Below are 21,123 nucleotides of genomic sequence, written 5' to 3'. Positions count from 1 at the left end.
ACGTCCCGGTGCTTAACGGGCCTGCCGCGGCGCGGCAAGCCGATTGACGGCAATTAGCTGGCGGCAGCGCTCCGCGCCGTGGACTTGGCCCTCGCCTTGGCGGCCTGCGCCATGCTTTGAATGTCGCTGCTGTGGCCCACGCCCGGCACGATGCGATAGCGTGCCTCGACAAAGTTCTCGATGCCGAAGCCGATGATGCCCAGCGCGATCACGCCCAGCAGGACCCGCCCGCCGGTCATGCCGCGGATGTAGTCCAGCGCACCGCCGATCCCCATGGCCGAGGACGGATCGGAATTCATCGCCGCAAGGCCAAGGAACAGGCCGACGATGGCCAGGACGATGCCATAGCTCACGAACCCCCAGCGCAACAACGGCTCGAGCTTTTGCGTTGTCTCGTTGTTCTGGATGTACCGCTTGTACTTCTTCTTCCAGCCCTTGATCACATAGTGGACGCCCGCGCCCAGAATGCCGAGGGCCGCAGCGCCCACGATCCATTTACCGCCGGGCATCTGCATGACCTTCGCCGTCCAATCGGACGCGCCGCCGCCGCCGGAACTGCCGCCGACCCCCAGCGCCACTGACGCCATCGCGAACCCGAGACCCACGTGGATCAGCCCGGTCACCACCAGCGCAAGCCGCTGAAACAGGCCCTTTTCCTCGTCGCCGCGATTCTCAAGGTCGAAATAGGCCGCGATGAAGCGCCAGATGCCGTAGCACACGAACCCCAGCGCCACGAGCCACAGCAGGATCTGCCCGAACGGCGCATCGCGCAGCGTCTGCAACGCGCCCTTGGTCCCTTCGGCGTCGCCACCCCACAGGGCGGCGGACATCGTCAGCCCGCCGAGGATAAGGTAAACCAGCCCCCTTGCGGAATACCCCGCCCGCATCATCGGAATGACCCAGTCGGGTGCTCTCTGATCGGCCATTGCGCGTCCTCCGCGGCGTGTGGACATTGGTGGGACAGCGTGCGAAGCTGGTCTAAAGTTCCTTAATCTTCTGGATTATCTTCACGCGGCGGGCATTCCTCGCCCACCACGGTGCCGTCATAGGCCTTGTCGCCGCATTCGTTCAGCTCGTGCCAGGCATAGCCGCGCCCGTCCTCGGCGACGACGACGATGCGGTCGATTCCGTAATGGATGTTCTTCTCGCCCAGAAAGGCCAGCGCTGTGCCGGACTGCAGTTCCTCGGCAATCGCCTCGGCATCGAAACAGTCGAACCAGCCGGGTGCTGTCAGCGGCTCTGCGCCCTCGTACATCTCGTAGGTCTCGGTCAGCATCGCCTGGCTCATCTCGGTGGTGAAACAGGCGCGATAGCGGATCGGGCTGCTGGCGGCGTCGATGGCCTGGAAATCGTCGTAAAGCACCGGCTCGGGCGCGCCGGTGGCCAGATTCACCATGCGCACGTCATCGGTGCCGGTCGCCTCCACCGGCTCGTAGAAATGGTAGACCTGCAGGTAATACATGGCCGCCCCGGCCAGAAGTGCGATCATGACGATCCCGATCCCGATAACCTTGCCCATCAGTCGCCCCTTCCGCGCGGCGTCACGCGGCATACCCGGCATCGGCGGTCAGAACGTAGGCGTCGGCGCATTTCTTCGCCAGCGCCCTTACCCGCCCGATATAGGCCTGCCGCTCGGTCACGCTGATCACGCCGCGCGCGTCCAGAAGGTTGAAGATGTGGCTGGCCTTGATGCACTGGTCATAGGCCGGCAGCGCCATCACGATCCGGCGGCCGGTCTTGGGGTCGGTCTCGGGCTGGTCCAGGATGCGCTCGCATTCCTGTTCCGCGTCGATGAAATGCTGCAACAGCATGTCGGTGTCGGCCACGTCAAAGTTCCAGCGCGCATATTGCGCCTCGGCCTCGCGGAAGACGTCGCCATAGGAAAGCGGGATCGGCGCATCGGGGTCATTGAACGGCATCTCGTTGCCGTCGTCATAGCCCAGCACGTACATCGCCAGCCGTTCCAGCCCGTAGGTCAGCTCCCCCGACACCGGCGCGCAGTCATGCCCGCCCACCTGCTGGAAATAGGTGAACTGGCTCACCTCCATCCCGTCGCACCACACTTCCCATCCCAGGCCCCAGGCGCCCAGCGTCGGGCTCTCCCAGTCGTCCTCGACAAAGCGGATGTCGTGCAGGCCCATGTCGATGCCGATCGCTTCCAGCGACCCCAGGTAGATCTGTTGCAGGTTCGCGGGGCTCGGCTTGATGATGACCTGGTACTGGTAATAGTGCTGCCAGCGGTTCGGACTGTCGCCGTAACGCCCGTCCGTGGGCCGGCGCGACGGCTGCACATAGGCCGCCGACCACGGCCGCGCCCCCAGCGAACGCAAGGTCGTCGCCGGGTGGAACGTGCCCGCCCCCACTTCCATGTCGTAGGGCTGCATCACCGCGCAGCCCTGCGCGGCCCAGTAGGCCTGCAAACGCAGGATGATGTCCTGGAATGACCGCGGTTTGCCGGTCCTGTCACTCATGGAATGTCCTCCGGGTCGCCCCTCGTGATGCTCGGCCCTTCCCTACGGCGCTCTCACCCAAGGGTCAATTGCCCTGAAAGGCCATATTTAGGATGCACGCGCCCGCAGATTTGCTAAAAAGCGGGGAAGAGCAGAAACAACACCGAACTCGGCAAGGGACGTACATGTCGCGCATCTTTCTTACCTTCGTATTCCTGGCCGTCGCCCTTGTGGCGCCGGTCGCCGCCAAGGCCCAGGTTTTCATCCAGATCGAGGCGCAACCCAGCCTTGCCCAGGCCGAGGCCAGCCTGCGCCGATACGCCGGACAGATGCAGGACGTGAACGGCTTTGCCTTGGGCGGCGGCTGGTACGGCATCGCCCTCGGCCCCTACAGCGAGGCGGATGCCAACACGATCCTGCGCAACCTGCGCTCGGCCCGGCTCATCCCCCGCGACAGCTACATTGCCGAAGAAAGCGAGTACCAGCGTCAGTTCTGGCCGGTGGGCGCGAACGTGCTGAACCGTCCCACCCGGCAGGCCGCCGAAGACACCGAGGATGCCAGGACCGGCACCGGCGACCAGGACACGGCCCAGGCCGATCCCCAACCCCAGCCGCAGCCCGAAGCGTCGGATGAAACCGTCCGCGAGGCCCGCGCCGGCGAGGCGCTGCTGACCCGCGAGGAACGCGCCGCATTGCAGGAAGCCCTGAAATGGGCCGGCTTCTACGGCGGCGCGATCGACGCGGCTTTCGGGCGCGGCACGCGCGGCTCCATGGCCCGCTGGCAGGAGGCCAACAATTTCGAGGCGACCGGCGTTCTGACGACCCGTCAACGCGCCGAGCTGTTCCGCCAGTACAACGCCGTGCTCGAAGGCTTGGACCTGCGCGTCGTGCGCGACACCGGCGCCGGTATCGCCATGAAACTGCCCACCGGCGTGGTGGAATTCGCCAAGTACGAGCCGCCTTTCGCCCATTACGACGCCACCGGCGACATCGACGCCAAGGTCCTGCTGATCAGCCAGGAAGGCGACCGCGCCACGCTGGCGGGCCTCTACGACATCATGCAGACGCTTGAAATCGTGCCCGAGACCGGACCGCGCAATCTCGACGGCGACGCCTTCACCCTGATCGGCGAGAGCGCCTATACCATCTCGCACACCCAGGCATGGCTGCGCGACGGCCAGATCAAGGGGTTCACGCTGGTCTGGCCCGCCGGGGACGAGGAACGCCGCACCCGGATGCTGGGCGAGATGCAGGAAAGCTTCTCGCGCCTCGACACCGTGCTCGACCCTGCCGCGGGCAGCAACGAGGTCCAGAGCATCAACCTTGTCGCCGGACTTGAAATCCGCACGCCCAAGCTCTCGCGCTCGGGCTTCTACGTCGATCGGTCCGGCACCGTCGTGACCACCTCCGAGGTCGTCGCGTCCTGCGGCCGCATCACCCTGGACGAAACCATCGAGGCCGAGATCCAGACCGCCAACGACGACACCGGCATCGCCGTGCTGCGCCCGCGCACGCCGCTGGCACCGCTGGCCGTGGCCGCGTTTCAGCAAAACGCGCCGCGCCTGCAATCGGACGTGGCCGTGGCCGGCTATTCCTACGGCGGCGTGCTGGGTGCGCCCTCGGTCACGTTCGGCCAGCTGGCCGATGTGCAGGGTCTCAACGGCGAGCGCGAGATGAAGCGCCTGGCGCTCAACGCGCTGGACGGCGACGCCGGCGGCCCCGTCGTCGATACGGGCGGCGCTGTGGTCGGCATGTTGCTGCCCCACGACTCCGGCACGCGGCAACTGCCCGAAGGCGTCAGCTTTGCCGCCAATGCGGAAACGATACGCCGGGTGCTGGAACAGGCCGGCGTCACCCCCTCGGCCACCAACGGCGACGGCCAGATGCCGCCCGAGAGCCTGTCGGAACGCGTTTCCGGCATGACCGTTCTGGTCAGCTGCTGGGAATAACGAAAAACCGTTTAAAACCGATCACGAAGCCCGCCTTGACGCCACATTCCGGCCAAAGGCGGGCCACCGGCGGCCCCGATACCACGCGTCAGGTGGTGTGGGGCCACGGCCGCACGATGCGGCCCGTCAACCGGAGTGGATCGACATGTTCAAATCAACCGTTCTCGGCGCGCTCGCGCTCGGCTTTTCCTTCGCCACGACCGCAACGACTGCCAGGGCCGACCTGGCGGCGGATGTCGCGGCTTCCCTGCACCTCGCCCGCGATGGCGGGGCCGCTCCCGCGCTGTACCACCAAGGGCAATGGTGGACCCATCCCAAGGGCTGCGAATATTCCCGCGCCGGTCGCGGCGGCGAGGTTGTCTGGTACCTGATCATCAACACCGCCCGCCCCGGCTGCCCGGCCTATATCGTCAGCTACAGCCCCTATAACGACGTCTATTGAGCGTGTCGGGCCCCGCGACCTGGGTCTTCGAGAACCGATGAAAGCCAGGGATGCGCCGCGCGTTCACCGGCCCCGACATACGCGTCGCCCGCCGTCAGCCCCCGATCCCGGCCTTGACGTGAATCAGCGTCGGGCGGTCCGCGTCGAACGCCCCGCGCACCGCCCGCCCCATGTCCTCCAGGCTGCCGGGCTGCACGGCATGGGCGCCATAGGCCTGCGCCAGCGCACAGAAATCCGGGTTGCGCGCGACCACCGCGTTGGGCGCGATCTGGGACCGGATCATCGCGTCTTCGATCTCTTTCAGCTTCCCGTTGTCCCACAGGATGATCGGCAGCGGCAGGCCATGCTCGACCGCCGTGCCCAGCTCTTGCATGGTGTATTGAAATCCGCTGTCGCCGCAGATGGCCAGTGTCGGTTTTCCATCCCGCGCGATGGCCCCGCCGATGGCGGCAGGCATACCGTAGCCCAACGTGCCGTATCCGAAGGGATGATGCCAATGGCCGGGCCGGTCCATCGGCCAGACCTCCTTTGCGGCATAGGCAAACTGCGTCATGTCCGAATAGATCATCGTCTCAGCCGGGCAAGCCTGGTGGAGCGCATCGACCACGGGCACGATCCCAGGTCGCTCGGCCACCACCTCCGCCCGCCAGCGGGTCTTGGTGGCCGCCACCTCCGCCGCATCCCATTTCGGTTCGGCGCGCTCGGGCAGGCTCTCGGCCAGCGCCGCCAAGAACGCGCCCGCGTCGGACAGGATGCACAACTCCGCGCGGGGGTGCTCCAATTCGACGGGGTCGACATCCACCCGGATCATGCGGCCCTTGTGGCCCAATTCGTCCCGCCACAGATCGATCTCGGACAGCTCCGAACCCACGACCAGAACCAGGTCGGCCCGCGCCAGCACCTCGGCGCTATCGGGCCGCGCCAGGTAAGCCCCGAAATCGAGCGGAAGATCGGCCCCCACCACACCACGCCCGGCATAGGTGGTGATCGTCGCCGCCCCGCTGCGCTCGACCACCGCCCGGGCCGCTTCGCCTGCCCCTACGCTGCCGCCGCCAAACAGGATCATGGGCGTGCTGGCCTCTTGCAGTGCCTCGGCCACAGCTGCCACGTCCTCGGCCCGTGCCACGGGCCGCTTGGCGCGCGCCTCGACAGGGGTCGGTGCTGGATCGGCAAGGCTGCCGCCCAGGGCGATCGGTACCTGCAAGTGCTTTGTGCGCGGCCTGGCGGAGGTAAACTCGTTGAACGCGCGCTCGATCAGGCCATAGGTCGCCCCGGCCGATTTCACCTCAAAGCTCCAGTCGCAGATGCAGCGCGCCGCACCCTCCTGGTCGATCATCTGGTGCAACTGTCCGCGCCGCGCCGCCGTCTCGTCCAGGCAGCTCGAGATCACCAGCATCGGCACGCTGTCCGAATAGGCCTGCCCCATCGGCGTCATCACGTTGGTCAGCCCCGGCCCGGTGATGACATAGGCCACCCCCGGCTTGCCCGAGGCCCGGGCATAGCCGTCGGCCATGAACCCCGCCCCCTGCTCGTGCCGCGCCAGCACGTGGCGGATGCCGGCCTCCTCGATGCCGCGATACATCTCCACGTTATGCACGCCGGGAATACCGAAGATCACGTCGACCCCGCGGGCCTTCAACATGTGGGATATCTGCGCACCGAGCGGTCGTTGGGTCATCAGGCTCTCCAGAATGACAGTGTGAAAATGGCGTAGACGGCCAGCATCTCCAGCCGCCCGATCAGCATCGCGGCGATCAGGATCCACTTGGCCGTGTCGTTGAGCGGCTGGAAGTTCCCCGAAGGCCCGATCACCTCCCCCAGCCCCGGGCCGATATTGGCCACTGCCGTCGCGGCCCCCGACACCGAGGTGGTGAAATCCAGGCCCGTCATGCCAAGCGCCACGGCCACCAGGCCTAGCGTGACCACAAAGAACACGAAGAAGGACATGACCGACGTCAGAACGTCATCGGAAATCGGCCGGCCGTCATAGCGCGGCGTGAACACGCCATGCGGCGAATAGATCCGCTGCAACTGCGCCCTGACCGAGGCGAACAGCAACTGGTAGCGGAAGATCTTGATCGAACAGCTGGTCGACCCGGCGCAGCCCCCGATCAGGCCAAGGAAAAAGAACACCGCGATCAGGAAGGTTCCCCATTCCATGTAGTCCACGCTGGCATAGCCCGTGCCGCTGATGATCGAGGTGATGTTGAACGCCGCCTCGCGCAGCGCCTGTTCGGGATGGTGCGGAAAGATCGACATCAGGATGACGGCGGTGCCCACGATCAGGACACCGATGGTCATCAGGAAGGCCCGGACCTGACTGTCCTTCAACAGAACGTTGCTGCCGCCCAGCAATTGCACGTAACGCACGAAGGGCAGTGCCGCGAGGATCATGAACGCCGTCGCCACCCATTCCGCCGGCCCCTGGAAGGTGCCGAAGGACGCATCATAGGACGAAAAGCCGCCCGTCGACACCGTCGTCAGCGCGTGCATGGTGGCGTCGAACGCGTTCATCCCCGTCATCATGTAGCAGGCCGTACAGGCCAGCGTCAGCCCGAGGTAGATCACCGAGATGCGCGACGCGATCTCGGTCGCGCGCGGCAGGATCTTTCCCATCGTATCGAACGCTTCCGAGCGGAAGATCTGCATCCCGCCGACACGCAATTCGGGCAGGAACACCATCGCCACGATGACGATCCCGATCCCCCCCAGCCATTGCAGGATACCGCGCCACAGGTTCAGCCCCTTCGGCAGCGTGTCCAGCCCCGACAGGACCGTCGAGCCGGTCGTCGTGAGGCCCGACATCGCCTCGAAGAAGGCATCCACCAGGCTCGAATTGGTGGCCCCGAACATGAACGGCATCGCGCCGAAGATCGGCAGGATCACCCAGACCCCGGTCGTCAGAAGAAATGTCTGCTGAATCGTCAGGCCTTCGCGCACGCCGTTCCTGCACGACAGCGCCACAAGGCCACCGACCAGAACCGTCAGGATCGCGCTTTCCGCGAAAACCTGCCAGTGGCCGCGCCCTTCCGCGATATCCACCATCATCGGCAGGACCATCGCCAGGCCCAGCGCCATGACCGTCAGGCCAATCACATATCCAACCGGGCGAAAATCCACCATGGAGCAAAGCCTTGGCCCCGGTTCTGAGCTATGTCAAGCCGCTCCGCGGGGGCCCGGCCTGGCCGGAACCCCCAAGGAACGGGGAAAGGCAATCAGGCGTAGAACAGGTCCTGGAAGACGTGGCGCACGATGTCTTCGCGCTTGATGCCCATCTCTGCCAGTTCCTCGTCGCTCTTCGCGGTGAGTTCCTCGATCAGGCTGCGACGCGACATGATGCGCGCGTGCTGGTCGAAACGGTCCACGATGCCGTGAAACAAGCGGGTGAAAAAGCCGCCTTGATCAAGATTGGTTGTGCTAGTCGCCATTTGGAAACCTCAAGAATGTTGCTTCGGTTTCCTCCCTGACACCAAGGTAGGCCAAACGATCGGTCAGCACCACTGCCATACCCGAAACCCAGACTTGCAACTGGTGCAACCCCGCGAGGTGCGCCCGACCGGCAGGACCGCATCGGCCGCCTCCGAGCGCAGGGGTGGAACGCAAGTCCTTAATGTCATGTGGGAATTTCGTCAAAGCAGCGTCTCGCCGGACGGCAGACGACACGTTCGGGCCACCTCGACGCCCTCGCCCCGATGCCCCTGTTGCCCCGCTACCGCAAGAGCCTGGTCGCGACTCAAACCGCCCTCGGGACCAGGTGCCGTTGCAGGCGTCTCAAAGGGCGGCGTCGTCATCGGGCCGGTCACACGCCCTTTCGTTCGCGATGGGTCAGTGCGCCCTGCAAGGCGCTGACAGGCACCTGCCAGACATCCCGGTCCGGCAGCCTCCGGCGCTCAGGCCGCCCATTCGATCTGGGTCTTGCGCGTCATGGCCTGGGTCAGTTTCCGCAGTGCCTCGGGAATTTTGCGAAACAGGCGATTGAGACCGTGGTCATAGTTCAGGTTGGTTGTGCTGGTAGCCATCTTGGAAACCTCGTGTGTTGATCTTTCAGTTTCCTCCCTGGTCGACAGGTATACCTGCAGACCACGGACGACCACTTTCAAGGTGGAAGCCCCGGTTTGCATTCTGTGCAAGGCTCGAAGGTCCGGGCGGGTTTCCGGCGGCCACGACCTCACCGGAACAGGAAAGCGCGGCCACCGCTTCAGCAGGGGCCGCGCCATTTCAGTCTTCGCGTCATCCGATCCGGCTGACGCCGCGTGTTACGAATCCGCGGCCTTGTCCGGATCGGCGAACCGATCGGGCATCGCCGGCGGGGCCGAGGGCTGGCGCGGGCGCTTGGCGCCGCTGTCAGGTTCCGTGCCGGCCTCGGGCTTGGGAAAGGCTGTCACGTTGCTCGTCTCGGGTTTTGCCGCGGCCTGGCTGGCTGGCTGCGGGGCCGGCGTCGGCTCAGGTTTTGCCGGCGTGTCTGCCGCCTTTGCCGGGGCCGGCTTGCTCGCCGGTTTCGCGGGCGTCTTGTCCACCGCTGGTGTCGCAGCCGCCTTGGCGGCGGGCTTGGCCGCCGGCGTCGTGGCCGGTTTCTCTGCCGGCTTGGCTGCGGGTTTCGGGGTCGTTTTCGCCGCGGCCTTCGCGGCCGGTTTGGCCCCCGCCTTGGGCGCGGGCTTGGCCGTCGCCCTTGCCGCCGGTTTCGATGCGGTCTTTTTGGGGGCCGGCTTTGCCGCGGGTTTCGGCGCGGGCCGCGACTTGGCGGCCGGTTGCGCCCGCACCGGGGCCAGGGCCGGCAGGTCAAAGGCCAGACCCATGAACTGAAGCTGGGAGTCATAGGTGGCGCGTCCAAGCACCTGCATCACTCTCAGCTGCTTTTCCACGATCATGCCGCTCAGCTGCAGGCCCATCAAGGACGCCCTCAGCGGTGCCGAATACATATCCATTGCTCTATCCCGTTTTGAATCGCCCCTGCGGACAAGATTGCACGGGAGTTATACCAGCTTTGCACGTGCAGAAAAGGTTATGCCGCGTCGCAGCTAGCGTCGCGACCGATTCCGGCGGGCTTTTGCCAAAGGTTTCAGCACAAAGCGCGCCCAAGCACCGCCACGCGGCCTAACCGACGTGAAACAGCGTCGTGAACAGCTTCGGATCCAGGCTTTCCGACGCAAAGGTCGGGCCTTTCGTCGTGATGCTGACCGCGTCGTGGCTGTGCAGGCTTTCCTGGTGGCTCGCGATCACGCGGAAATCGCCGATCCGCGCGTCGTTCAGCAATTGCTCCGAAAACAGCCGCGCCGCATCCTCGACGAAGATCGGGTTGGCCGCGTTCAACTCGGCAAAGGCCTGTTCGTCCTCGCGCTTGACCATAACCTGGGTCTCTGTCGCCACCGCCGTGCGAGCCAGTCCGATCAGGTCCTCGAACCACAGGCACTCCTCGCCCACGACCTCGACCGAAATCCGCGCCACCGAGCGCTGCGAATGCGGCGTCGCCAGCTGCCCCCGCGCCTGCCGCGCGTGTTCGCTCAGTTCCAGCGAACAGGGGCAGGTCGAAGAATAGACATAGTCGAAATGCATGAACTTGCGCCGCACCCCGTCATGCTCGACCAGCTCCATCGCGATGTCGTAATACTGGTACCCGTCCAGCCCGGACCGCAGCGAGGTGATCTTCATCGGGAAGGAAAACCGCATCTGGATGCGCGCATCTATGCTGTCCAGGTCCGAGATATAATCGTCCAGCGCCGCCTCGATCACCTCGAAGCTGAAGGTCCGCTCGGCGTGCTTGTAAAAGCTGCGCATGATGCGGGACATGTTGATGCCCTTCTTCTCGGCCTCCAGGCTGACCGAGCCGGTGACCGAGGTTTCAAGCGTCAGGTCGCCGTTTTCGCGGGTGTGAAAGTTGATCGGCAGCCGGAAATTCGAAATCCCGACATGCTGCAACTGCTGCCGCGCCCCCTTGATCAACGACGACGGGCCGTTCTGCAGATCGGGCATGCTGGCCTTGTAGGCCGCGTCAGGCTTGAAATCCTCCGGGTAGTCGCGGCGCAGAGCCGGGTAATTCGACACCTCGCCCTGCGGCAGAAGCCGGGCAATCGCCGGATCGAGATCCGCCACCTCCTCTGGCGTGGCCGTTTCCGCCCACGCGCGCAGAATGTCCAACGCCTCCTTGGCGTCGCTGCGGTCCGCAACCTTCTTCATGTCACTCGGGTGCACATTCATGGTCGGGTCCTCGCTCGCTGCCGACAGCACCGTATCTATGCCAGATCACGGTAAATTACCACTTTGACATGAGATACGTCAGAAACGCTGTCTTGGATCACTGTTGGGTCACCGCCTCCAGCGCCTGGCTCACGTCCGCCACCAGGTCCTCGGTATCCTCGATCCCCACGCTCAGCCGTATGAGACCCGGCGTGATGCCCAGCGCGTCTTTCTGTTCGTCCGAGAGCCGCTGGTGCGTCGTCGTCGCCGGATGGGTCGCGATGGATTTCGCGTCGCCGAGGTTGTTCGAGATCACCACGATCTCCAGCGCGTTCAGGAACCGGAACGCCGCCGCCTGCCCGCCCTTGATGTCCAGCGCGATGACCGTGCCGCCCTTGCCCATCTGGCGCTTGACCAGATCGTGCTGCCCGTGGCTGGGGTGCCCGGGGAAGATCACCCGCTCCAGCGCCGGATGCCCCTGCAGCGCATCTGCGAGGGCCAGCGCATTGTCGGCCTGCGCCCGAACCCGCAGGTCGATCGTCTCCAGCCCTTTCAGCATCACCCAAGCGGTGAAGGGCGACATCGAACCGCCCGTATGCTTCATGTAAGGCTCGACCGTCTTGCGGATATACTCTTCGGTGCCCAGGATCACGCCGCCCAGCGCGCGGCCCTGCCCGTCGATATGCTTGGTCGCGGAATAGACCACCACATCGGCCCCCTGCGCCACGGCACGGGAAAAGACCGGCGTGGCAAAGACGTTGTCGACCACCACCTTGGCCCCCGCGGCATGGGCGATTCCGGCCACCGCTTCCACGTCCACGACCTCCAGCGTCGGGTTGGCGATGGTCTCGAAAAAGACGACCTGAGTGTCGTCCCGCACCGCCGCGCGCCACGCCTCGATGTCGGTGCCGTCGACAAAGGTCACCTCAACGCCATAGCGCGTCAGGATCTCCTCCAGCACGTAAAGGCAGGACCCGAAGAGCGCCCGCGCCGACACCACGTGATCGCCCGCCTTCAGCATCGAGATCAGCGCGCCGCTGACCGCCGCCATGCCGCTCGCCGTGGCGAACGCGGCCTCTGCGCCTTCGAGCGCGGCGATTCGGTCCTCGAACATGGCCACCGTCGGGTTGCCGTAGCGGGCATAGATGAACTCGTCCTCGCCCGCCTGCACGAACCGCGCCGCGGCGGCCTCGGCACTGTCATAGACGAATCCCTGCGTCAGGAATATCGCCTCGCTCACCTCGCCGTACTGGCTGCGTCGCGTTCCGCCATGCACCAGCTTGGTGCGTCTGTTCCATTCGTTTTTCATCATCGACCTCCGGGCGATCCGCCCAAAAAATAAAGCTCCCAAGCCGGTCAAGCGAAAGGGAGCTTTCATCCTGACCTTTTAGCGGAGATGTTTAACGTGGCCCGCAATCCGGTAACAAATCGCCACGTCTTTGCTCTACGCCCCCAAGCGCGGCCCGTCAACCGATAGCTGCGCCGCGCCGCTGTGGCCCGGTGGCACCGTCACGGTGATGTAACCCAAGCTTCAATCAACCGTCATATGGCTGGAGTAACTGCTGCCCACAAGATGTAGTAGAAAGGGTCGAAGATGCCGCTCTTGCAGATCGACGCCACGCCTCTTGGTCCGTGCCTGCACGGCAGCGAAGAGGCGCCGCTGCCCAGCCTTCGCCGCGCCTTGGTCCGCCCCGGCCCGATCATCGTCATGACGCACGGTTTCAAATACGCCCCCGGCCATCCCGCCGCCTGCCCGCACAAGCACATCCTCGCGCTCGATCCCGACATCCGCACGTGGAAGGCGAAAAGCTGGCCGCGCGGGCTGGGGTTCGGGGCGGACAGGCCCGACGAAGGGCTGGCGATCGGCTTTGGTTGGTCCGCCCGCGGCACCATCTGGAATGCCTACCGACAGGCCGAACGGGCCGGGCTGTGTCTGGCGGAGCTCGTGACGATGATACGCCGGGTGGCGCCGGACCGCCCCGTGCACCTGGTGGCGCATTCGATGGGCGCGCGCGTGGCGCTCGGGGCGCTGCCGCACCTGCGCGCCGGCGCGATCGGTCGCGTCCTGCTGCTCAACGGGGCCGAATACGGCACCGCCGCCCGGGCCGCCATCGAAAGCGAGGCCGGCCACGCCGCCGAAATCATCAGCGTCACCACGCGCGAGAACGACCTCTTCGATTTCCTGATGGAGCGCCTGATCTCGGCCCCCGAACACGGCGACCGCAGCCTTGCGCAGGCCCTGCCGCAACGCCCCAACACCCTGACCGTGCAGCTTGACCACCCCGACACCCTGCCCTCGCTGGAACGCGCGGGGTTCCGCGTGGCGCCGGGGCGGGCGCGATTCTACTGTCACTGGTCGACCTACCTGCGCGACGGGCTGTTCGATTTCTACCGCGCCCTGCTGCGCGAGCCTCGGCATGTCACGCTGTCGCGGCTTCGCGCGCAACTGCCCGACATGCCCGATCCGCGCTGGTCGCGGGTGCTGCCCTGGCCCCGACCCGCGCTGCCTGCCTGGCCGTTCCTGTCCCGGGCGTCTCAGGCGGGGCTGTCGTCGGGCGGCATCACCAGCAATACGGTGAACCAATAGGCGGCGTGGACCGCGAAGGCCGCGATCATCATCGCCGACATCCATCGCGGCGCATGTCATGCCGCCCTGCGTGCCGGATCAATGGGGCGACAGCTTGGCCCGCAGGGTTTCATGGCCCGGACGCGGCGAAACCGCCGCCAAAAGGATCAGGACTTGCCGCCGTCATCCGTGCCATGCTCGGCGATCAGCTTGCCCTGCATCATGAAGAACACGAACATCGCCGCCATCAGGCCGAAGGTCTTGAAATAGACCCAGGTTTCCTCGCTCTGCGTGCGCCAGACCAGCTCGTTCAGCGCCGCCATGGCAAAAAAGAAGATCGTGATTCGCCGGGTCAGGATCATCCAGCCCGCGTCGGTCAGCGGCATCAGCCCGTCCATCACGTATTGCAGATAGGACCGCCCCCGCAGCAGGCCGATGCCCAGAACCGTGCCAAAGAACAGGTATATGATCGTAGGTTTCATCTGGAAAAATTTCGGATCGTTCAGCCACACCGTCAGCCCGCCGAAGACCACGACCAGAACCGCCGTCAAGATCTGCATCTTCGACAGGTGCCCCGTCAGCTTCCACATCAGCGCGGTCGAGGCCAGCAGTACCGGGATGAATACCGCCGTGATGACGATGAAGCCTTCGTATTCGGTCCCGCCGATGGTGAACACGCGGTCCTTCAGCATCAGGTAGGCCACGAAGAACCCCAGCACCGGGCCGAATTCCAGCACCGCCTTCAGTTTGCCATTCGCGTTCTTGTCGTCCATCGCCTTGCCTTTCCGTTTCAGCCGCCACTCTCAACTATGACCGCGCCGGCTGCAATCAATGCCATCAGCGCGATCCGCCGCGGCCCCACCGTTTCCTTCAGGATCAGCCACCCGATCAGGGCGGCGAACACCGTCGAGGTCTCGCGCAGCACCGCCGCCTCGCCCACCTTGTCCAGCCGCGTGGCCATCATGATCGACCCGAAGGAGAAAAACGCGATGACCCCGCCGGCAAATCCGCGCAGCATTAGCGGGCCGGGCTCGGGCGGGGTCTCCATCCCGCGCCAGCGGCGATAGGCAATGACCGGAAAGGTCAGCCCGTCGATCATGAAGAACCACGCCAGGAACGTGAACGGGTCCGCGGTGGCCCGAATGCCATAGGCGTCGTAGGTGGTGTACAGCGCCACGAAAAGCCCGGTCAGCACCGCCAGCCCCAGCGCGGCGGGCATGGTCTCCCGGTCCAGCTTGATCGTGCGCAGGTTATAGATCGCCAGGCCGTAGATCCCGGCCAGCAGAACGCCCACGCCCGTCCATTGCACCGCGTTGAACGTCTCGCCGAACAGCAGGTAGGCCCCGATCACGGTAAACAGCGGCCCGGTGCCGCGCACCACCGGGTACACGACAGTGTAGGCCCCGCGCATGTATGCCATCGCCTGCAATATCTTGTAGAGCGTGTGGATCACCCACGCCGTGGCGAATATCGGCCACATATGCGGCTCGGGCCACGGCACCACGAACAGGGCGAACGGCGCCGCCATCAGCGCGTAGGACCCGTCGATCGCCCCCCGCGTCAGCCACGGATCGTGCCGCCCTTTCTGCAACGCCCCGAAGAGCGCGTGCAGGACCGCGGCCAGCAAGGCCAGCCCGAGGGCAAGCTGGTGACCGGCCTCGGTCCCCTCAAGCGAGACGATCCATTCGCTCATGCGCCGGTGTCACACCCCCCGCGCGGTCCCGTCCGCCCTTCAGCCTTCATGCGTGCCCCGGATGGGATAATCGTTTTCCAGCACGTACCTGATCCGCGACGGCAACTTCTCCAGCTCCGGGCGCAGGAACGGCGCGTTCGAGATATCCACCATGTGCAAATCGCCCTCCGGATTGACCAGGAACAGGCCGGGTTCCGCGAAGGGCCGGTCGGTTTCCTCGGGCGAGCGCGGGTCCGAGACATAGAGCCCCAGCGCCTGCATCTGCGCCACGTCCATCCCGTACCCCAGCGGTACCGAAAGGGAAAGGTCCGCCCGCATTTTCCGCGCCTTGGCTTCCGTATCGGCCGAGACGGCCACCACCTCGATCCCCATATCCGCGAATTCCTGCAGCTTCGGCTCCAGGTCCTGCAGGTACTGGCGGCAGATCGGGCAGTGGATCCCACGATAGACGAAAATCAGGTGCCACGGCAGTGCCTCGGGCTTGCCAAGGCGGATCGTCCCGCCGTCCAGGCGGTCGATCTCGGTCACGGGAAACGCGGCGGCGGATGACAGGGCGTCGGGCATGAGAAAGCTCCTATTCCAGGGGTGCGAGCCGCGGTCTGCGGCATCGACGTCAGGCTTACCTCGTCTCGGAAACCGGCAATTCAAGCCCTGCCTCCCGCGCCATGCGGGCAAACCCGCCAAACGGCCCCTTTGGCGACGCGACGGAACCCTGACAGCACTGCAAAGTTGATCCTCCATGCAACCCATGCTCGCGGCATTCATGGACCAGATCGTGAACGAGGTGCAGGGCACGTTCTCAGTGGTCCCGGCCTCGGTCGCCTTCGCGCGCCTGAGCGTCGCCGTCGTGCTCGGCGCTTTCATCGGGTTCGAACGCGAGATGCGCGAAAAACCAGCTGGCCTGCGCACGCATATCCTGGTATCCGTCGCCGCCTGTCTCTTCGTCATTATCGGCCGTGAACTGGCCGCGCTCGACTTCAGCGGCGGCAACAGCGAGCAGCGCAACGATCCCATCCGCATGATCGAGGCGGTGACAGCCGGCGTCGCCTTCCTTGCCGCGGGGCTCATCTTTACCGCGGGCGACAAGGTGCGCAACGTCACCACCGGCGCCTCGCTCTGGCTCGCCGGCGCCGTGGGCCTTGGCTGCGGCGCGGGCCAGATCCCGCTGGCCGCCATGGCCGCTGCCATCGTCGTGATCGTGCTCTTCGTGCTGGGCCAGATCGAGAAGTTGATGGGCACGCACTGACCGTGCCTTCCCCCGCGTCGGGTCTGCGTTTCAGTCCCGGGGGATCCAGGTCGCCTCGATTCGCACGCCGCTCAACAGCAGCGCGGCCGCATCCTTCACATCCTCGTCGCTGACACTTTCCCCAAGCTTCATTCCGCCCCCGGCCAACTGGATCATGCCCAGCCCCGCCTCCGACGTGGCGCGCAGCTCCAGCGTGCCGTCCTGCGCCGGTGCGGCCTCCAGAAACGCGACCAGCGCCGCGCGGCTTTCCTCCGACACGGTGTCGTCTGGCAAAGCGCGGATCACCTCGCGCATCAGCGCCAGTTGCTGTTGCCCCGCAAGGCCCGCGCTCAGCGCCCGCGACAGGTCCGGCGTGGTGTCCAGCGACAGCGCCGCCTCGCGGATCCGCAGCCCCCCGATGGTGATCTGCATCCGCTTCAGCCCCGACAGGTCGATCCCCCCGCCAATAAGGCTGAATTTGGCCGCGCCAAGCGCGCCGAAATCAAAGTCCATCGCCTGGATCGCGAAATCCAGCGTTTCGGGGTTACGCTCTGCCAACACGGTCAGGCCGGCCATCGCGCCCGCCCGCTCCTGCGGCAAGTCCATTCCGAACGCCTCGATCATGTCGATGCCGGAAAAACGCGCCTCCAGGCTTTCCGGAAATCCGCTGGCTTCGATCGCTTGCGTCACGCCAGTCGCGCGCCACTCCAATTCCGAGAAATCCTTGTCGCGCAGATCCGCCACGCTGCGGTCGATCCTGCACCAGCCGTCATCGGTGACCTTGGGCTCGATGGTCTGGAACCTTTCCGCCTGCCCCATCGCCGCGTTGACCGTCTGCCAGCCCGCGCGACAGGTCTCGCGATCCATCACCGGCTGGGCCTGCGCGGCCACCGGCAGCGCAAGGCCCATAATCATCGCGATCCGCCGCATCATCCCTCCAGCCCTGTCAGGGCGTTGGCGAAATCCTCCGGGTCGAACGGCGCCAGATCGTCGATCTGCTCGCCCACGCCGATGGCATGGATGGGCAGCCCGAACTTATCGGCCAGCGCCACCAGCACGCCGCCCTTCGCGGTGCCGTCCAGCTTGGTCATCACCAGCCCCGAGACATCGGCCAGTTCCTGGAACGTCTTGACCTGGCTCAACGCGTTCTGCCCCGTGGTGGCATCCAGCACCAACAGCGTGTTGTGCGGCGCATCCGGGTCCTTCTTGCGAATGACGCGCACGATCTTGGCCAGCTCCTCCATCAGGTCGGCCCGATTCTGCAATCGCCCCGCCGTGTCGATCATCAGCAGGTCCGCGCCGTCCTTCTCGGCGCGGTCCATGGCGTCAAAGGCAAGGCTCGCCGGGTCGCTGCCCTCGGGCGCGGTCAGCACCGGCACGCCCGCGCGGTCGCCCCAGACCTGCAATTGCTCGACGGCGGCGGCGCGAAACGTGTCGCCCGCGGCGATCACAACCGACTTGCCCGCCGCCTTGAACTGGCTCGCCAGCTTGCCGATGGTCGTGGTCTTGCCGGATCCGTTGACCCCCACCACCAGCACCACCTGCGGGCGCTTGGGGTATAGTGGCATGGGCTTGGCCACAGGCTCCATGATCCGCGTGATCTCGCGCGCCAGAAGTTCCTTGATCTCTTGGCTCGAAAGTTTCCGACCCATGCGCCCCTCGGCCATGTTGGCGGTGACGCGCAGGGCCGTGTCCACGCCCATATCGGCGGTGATCAGCAGCTCTTCGAGCTGTTCCAGCATGTCGTCATCGAGCACGCGGCGCACCACCGTCCGGGCCTCGCCACGTCCCAGCAGCCGCCCGAACAGGCCCGTTTTCGCGGCAGGCGCGGCCTCGCTCTTCGGCGTGTCGAGCGGGATCTCGATCGGCGTCGGCATGGGTTGCGGATCAGGCTTGCGCACCGGGTCTTCCAGGGGCGGCGTCTGCGGCACTTCCTGCGGCGCGGCTGGTGGCACCTCGCTGGGCGGTGCGGGAACTTCCGGTGGCGACGGGTCGGGGCGCGGCTCCGGCGGTGGCGTCGGACGCGGCTGAGGTTTCGGCTCGGGCTCGGGCTCGGGTTCCGGCTCTGGCTCTGGCTCTGGTTCAGGCGCAGGTTCCGGCTCTGGTTCTGGCTCTGGTTCAGGCGCAGGTTCCGGCTCTGGTTCTGGCTCAGGCTCGGGTGTCGGCTGAGGTTTCGGTTCCGGCGCAGGTTCGGGGTCCGGCGCAGGTTTAGGCTCCGGCTCCGACTCCGGCTTTGGGTCCGGCTCCGCCGCTTCGGTCAACTCCTCGACTTCGCCCCCGTCCTCGACAATCGCGTCCAGCCCTTCCTCCAGCTTCGAGGAAGACTTGAACAACCGGTCCTTCAACTTGCGGAAAAACGCCATTGAGACACCCCTGCTTTCTGACCTCTCCAGTTAAACCGCCCCGCCCCCGATGAAAACCCACCATTGACAAGCGCGGCCCGCGGGCAACCATGCCGACATGCTTCTTCGCCTCCTCCTTCTCGTCTCGATGCTGGTCCCCGGCCCCGCGCTGGCGACGCCGCCCGACACGATCTGTTCCACCGACAAGTGGGGGCCGCCCCTGTGCATCCGCAAGGCGCATTTCGTCTACGACACCTGCAACGCCATCGAGACCTTCGCCACCCGGCACGGGCTCGACCCGCATTTCTTCGCCCGCCTGATCTGGCAGGAAAGCCGTTTCGATCCCAACGCGCTCAGCCCCGCCAACGCCCGCGGCATCGCCCAGTTCATCCCGTCGACGGCCAAGCTCCGCGGCCTCTCGGACCCCTATAACCCCGCCGAGGCGCTGGAGCATTCCGCGCAGTACCTGGCCGAAATGGCCCGGCGCTACGGCAATCCGGGCCTCGCCGCCATCGGCTATAACGGCGGCGAGCGCCGCGCCGAAGGGCTGATCGCCGGCACCGGCGGGCTGGCGCAGGAGACCGTCGACTACGTTCGCATCATCACCGGCGTCCCCTACCCCAACTGGACCGAAGAGCCCGTGCCGACACCCGACCTGCGCCTGTCACAAGATCTGCCCTTCGACAAGGCGTGCTTTGACCTCGCCCGCAACCGCCGCATGACCGCGCTCAAATCCTACCTGCCCAAGGTCAAACCCTGGGGCATCCAGATGGCCTTTGGTGTTACCAAGAAAGCGTCCCTGGCCAAGTTCAGGGCCCAGACCCGCGCCTGCGCCGGCCTGATCGGCAAGGAAGACCCCGACCTGCTGTTCCAGAAAAGCCGCGCCAGCCCCAAGGGCGGCTATTTCATGGCCCGCCTCGGCCGCGACAGCCGCGATGCGGCCTGGCGCGACTGCGCGAAATTCAAGAAGGCGGGCTGCATCTGCGCCGTCTACCGCAACGACTGACCGGATCACGCCCGGCCCACGGCGCACGTCTAAGCTCCCACCCACAATCAAAAGCAGAGTACACGCCCCCAAAATCATCCCTAGGGGTATAAACCTTGCTCCCTCGTCACGCCGCCACAGGTTTATCCGGCCAACCCGACATCGAAGATTGAGCGAATCGTAATCGCCCCCATGTTAAGGGTTCCGGCAAAGAAAGATCCCAGAGGCCCCATGAAAGACCTGCGTCTTTTCACCATCGCGACATGCCTGCCCGTGCTGCTGATCGGGCTGGGTGCGGCGTGGGGCGGTGCCTGGGCGTGGCTGGCGCTGGGGTATCTCACGGTACTGACCTTCCTTCTGGACCGCCTAATCGCGGTCGAGGCCGCCAATACCGACCCCGAGGCCGAGTTTCCCGCCGCCGACACGCTGCTGGCCGCGCTCGGCCTCGCGCATTTCGGCCTTTATGCCGCCGCGCTCTGGGCCATTGCGGGGCCGTCCGGCCTGTCGGGGGTCGAACGGTTTCTCACGGGCTTCGCCACCGGGCTCTTCTTCGGCCAGATCTCGCACCCCGTCGCGCACGAACTCATCCACCGCAAGGCCCGGTCCCTGCGCCTCTTGGGCCGGCTGATCTACACCTCGCTGCTGGTCGGCCACCACGCCAGCGCCCACCTGCGGGTGCACCATGTCCACGTGGGCAGCGACGGCGACCCCAACAGCGCCCGGCCCGGCGAAGGGTTCTACCGCTACGCCCTGCGAGCCAGCGCGGGATCGTTCCGCGCGGGCCTTAAGGCCGAAACCCGCCTGCGGGCCGGCCGCAAGCCGCTCTGGAGCCATCCTTACGCGCTCTACATCGGCGGCGCCGCGGCGCTGATGCTGGCCGCGACGCTGATCGGCGGCGTCCCGGCGCTGGCGGCGCTTCTGGCACTCTCGCTTTATGCGCAGATGCAGATCCTCCTGTCGGATTATGTTCAGCATTACGGCCTGCGCCGCGCCACCCTGCCCGATGGCCGGCTGGAACCCGTCGGCCCGCAGCATTCGTGGAACACACCGCACTGGTTCTCCTCGGCGCTGATGCTGAACGCCCCGCGCCACTCGGATCACCATGTCACCCCCACGCGCGGCTATCCCGCGCTGCAACTCGACCCCGCGACCATGCCGATGCTGCCCCTGCCCTTGCCGCTGATGGCCACCATCGCGCTCTTCCCCACGCTGTGGCGCCGCATCATGGACCGCCGTTGCGCCAAATGGCGGGATCGCGCCCGCGTGACCGCGGCCAGGCCCGTGCCGGGCGAATAAC

The 21,123-nt window shown here is 65.9% G+C and carries 21 protein-coding genes and 1 riboswitch; of the genes, 6 read left to right on the top strand and 15 right to left on the bottom strand.

The window, feature by feature from the left end; translation table 11 throughout:
* Positions 1-53: 53 nt before the first annotated feature.
* The 3 genes from FIU89_RS06805 to FIU89_RS06795 all read right to left on the bottom strand — a co-directional run bounded on the left by FIU89_RS06805 (position 54) and on the right by FIU89_RS06795 (position 2,471).
* Positions 54-926 carry a DUF1206 domain-containing protein gene (locus tag FIU89_RS06805; protein WP_172978050.1) on the bottom strand — a complete coding sequence of 291 codons (873 nt, stop codon included), beginning with the start codon at positions 924-926 and terminating at the stop codon, positions 54-56.
* 62 nt (positions 927-988) lie between these two features.
* Positions 989-1,519, bottom strand: coding sequence for a DUF6446 family protein (locus FIU89_RS06800; RefSeq protein WP_152491897.1), 531 nt, complete (start codon positions 1,517-1,519; stop codon positions 989-991).
* A gap of 22 nt (positions 1,520-1,541) precedes the next feature.
* A complete protein-coding gene (locus tag FIU89_RS06795) occupies positions 1,542-2,471 on the bottom strand; it encodes a glycine--tRNA ligase subunit alpha (protein ID WP_152491896.1) in 930 nt (309 codons plus the stop codon).
* Between the two features lie 164 nt (positions 2,472-2,635).
* Here FIU89_RS06795 and FIU89_RS06790 point away from each other — a divergent pair, with 164 nt between their 5' ends.
* Together FIU89_RS06790 and FIU89_RS06785 are read left to right on the top strand one after the other, a co-directional pair.
* Positions 2,636-4,399, top strand: coding sequence for a serine protease (locus tag FIU89_RS06790; RefSeq protein WP_152491895.1), 1,764 nt, complete (start codon positions 2,636-2,638; stop codon positions 4,397-4,399).
* 145 nt (positions 4,400-4,544) lie between these two features.
* Positions 4,545-4,841, top strand: coding sequence for a hypothetical protein (locus FIU89_RS06785; protein WP_152491894.1), 297 nt, complete (start codon positions 4,545-4,547; stop codon positions 4,839-4,841).
* Between the two features lie 94 nt (positions 4,842-4,935).
* On the opposite strand, the gene FIU89_RS06780 is transcribed toward FIU89_RS06785, so the two are convergent.
* From FIU89_RS06780 to metZ, 7 genes are all read right to left on the bottom strand, one after another.
* Positions 4,936-6,519: a 5-guanidino-2-oxopentanoate decarboxylase gene (locus FIU89_RS06780; protein WP_152491893.1), complete on the bottom strand. Its 1,584-nt coding sequence runs from the start codon at positions 6,517-6,519 to the stop codon at positions 4,936-4,938.
* Positions 6,519-7,964 carry a TrkH family potassium uptake protein gene (locus FIU89_RS06775; protein WP_152491892.1) on the bottom strand — a complete coding sequence of 482 codons (1,446 nt, stop codon included), beginning with the start codon at positions 7,962-7,964 and terminating at the stop codon, positions 6,519-6,521. Before FIU89_RS06775 ends, FIU89_RS06780 begins: the two co-directional genes overlap by 1 nt.
* Positions 7,965-8,056: 92 nt before the next feature.
* Entirely contained in the window at positions 8,057-8,269 is a 213-nt protein-coding gene (locus tag FIU89_RS06770) for a hypothetical protein (RefSeq protein WP_152491891.1), read from the bottom strand.
* Between the two features lie 462 nt (positions 8,270-8,731).
* Positions 8,732-8,860: a hypothetical protein gene (locus tag FIU89_RS22790; protein ID WP_302849008.1), complete on the bottom strand. Its 129-nt coding sequence runs from the start codon at positions 8,858-8,860 to the stop codon at positions 8,732-8,734.
* Positions 8,861-9,097: 237 nt separating this feature from the next.
* Positions 9,098-9,766 carry a hypothetical protein gene (locus FIU89_RS06765; RefSeq protein ID WP_152491890.1) on the bottom strand — a complete coding sequence of 223 codons (669 nt, stop codon included), beginning with the start codon at positions 9,764-9,766 and terminating at the stop codon, positions 9,098-9,100.
* A gap of 169 nt (positions 9,767-9,935) precedes the next feature.
* Positions 9,936-11,036 carry a GTP cyclohydrolase FolE2 gene (folE2, locus tag FIU89_RS06760; protein WP_152491889.1) on the bottom strand — a complete coding sequence of 367 codons (1,101 nt, stop codon included), beginning with the start codon at positions 11,034-11,036 and terminating at the stop codon, positions 9,936-9,938.
* Positions 11,037-11,133: 97 nt separating this feature from the next.
* The gene (gene metZ / locus FIU89_RS06755) at positions 11,134-12,324 is read right to left on the bottom strand and encodes an O-succinylhomoserine sulfhydrylase (RefSeq protein ID WP_152491888.1); all 1,191 of its coding nucleotides are present in this window, start codon (positions 12,322-12,324) and stop codon (positions 11,134-11,136) included.
* 58 nt (positions 12,325-12,382) lie between these two features.
* Positions 12,383-12,460: riboswitch (SAM riboswitch) on the bottom strand.
* Positions 12,461-12,609: 149 nt separating this feature from the next.
* On the opposite strand from metZ, the gene FIU89_RS06750 reads away from it, so the two are divergent.
* Positions 12,610-13,602 (top strand): alpha/beta hydrolase, encoded by a 993-nt coding sequence (locus FIU89_RS06750; protein WP_152491887.1) that lies wholly within the window; start codon positions 12,610-12,612, stop codon positions 13,600-13,602.
* A 146-nt stretch (positions 13,603-13,748) separates the two neighbouring features.
* Here FIU89_RS06750 and FIU89_RS06745 read toward each other — a convergent pair whose 3' ends face one another.
* The 3 genes from FIU89_RS06745 to FIU89_RS06735 are packed head-to-tail and all read right to left on the bottom strand — an operon-like array spanning position 13,749 to position 15,838.
* Entirely contained in the window at positions 13,749-14,354 is a 606-nt protein-coding gene (locus FIU89_RS06745) for an inner membrane-spanning protein YciB (protein ID WP_152491886.1), read from the bottom strand.
* Between the two features lie 17 nt (positions 14,355-14,371).
* The gene (locus FIU89_RS06740; RefSeq protein ID WP_152491885.1) at positions 14,372-15,274 is read right to left on the bottom strand and encodes an EamA family transporter; all 903 of its coding nucleotides are present in this window, start codon (positions 15,272-15,274) and stop codon (positions 14,372-14,374) included.
* A 39-nt stretch (positions 15,275-15,313) separates the two neighbouring features.
* On the bottom strand, positions 15,314-15,838 hold the full coding sequence (locus FIU89_RS06735; RefSeq protein ID WP_152491884.1) for a peroxiredoxin-like family protein: 525 nt from the start codon (positions 15,836-15,838) through the stop codon (positions 15,314-15,316).
* Between the two features lie 175 nt (positions 15,839-16,013).
* On the opposite strand from FIU89_RS06735, the gene FIU89_RS06730 reads away from it, so the two are divergent.
* Complete coding sequence (locus FIU89_RS06730) at positions 16,014-16,520, top strand: MgtC/SapB family protein (RefSeq protein WP_254701810.1); 507 nt, start codon at positions 16,014-16,016, stop codon at positions 16,518-16,520.
* A gap of 30 nt (positions 16,521-16,550) precedes the next feature.
* On the opposite strand, the gene FIU89_RS06725 is transcribed toward FIU89_RS06730, so the two are convergent.
* A complete protein-coding gene (locus FIU89_RS06725) occupies positions 16,551-17,414 on the bottom strand; it encodes a hypothetical protein (RefSeq protein ID WP_172978049.1) in 864 nt (287 codons plus the stop codon).
* Positions 17,415-17,428: 14 nt separating this feature from the next.
* On the bottom strand, positions 17,429-18,862 hold the full coding sequence (gene ftsY / locus FIU89_RS06720; RefSeq protein ID WP_152491882.1) for a signal recognition particle-docking protein FtsY: 1,434 nt from the start codon (positions 18,860-18,862) through the stop codon (positions 17,429-17,431).
* 97 nt (positions 18,863-18,959) lie between these two features.
* Here ftsY and FIU89_RS06715 point away from each other — a divergent pair, with 97 nt between their 5' ends.
* Both FIU89_RS06715 and FIU89_RS06710 read left to right on the top strand, forming a co-directional pair.
* Complete coding sequence (locus FIU89_RS06715) at positions 18,960-19,847, top strand: lytic transglycosylase domain-containing protein (protein ID WP_152491881.1); 888 nt, start codon at positions 18,960-18,962, stop codon at positions 19,845-19,847.
* 210 nt (positions 19,848-20,057) lie between these two features.
* Positions 20,058-21,122, top strand: a complete 1,065-nt coding sequence (locus FIU89_RS06710) for an alkane 1-monooxygenase (RefSeq protein WP_368373292.1) — start codon at positions 20,058-20,060, stop codon at positions 21,120-21,122.
* Position 21,123 lies beyond the last annotated feature (1 nt).

This window comes from Roseovarius sp. THAF27, assembly GCF_009363655.1.
In the GTDB taxonomy this organism is placed as follows: domain Bacteria; phylum Pseudomonadota; class Alphaproteobacteria; order Rhodobacterales; family Rhodobacteraceae; genus Roseovarius.
The sequence above is the reverse complement of the archived record's forward strand: the minus strand, read 5'-3'. Positions and strand labels throughout refer to the sequence as shown.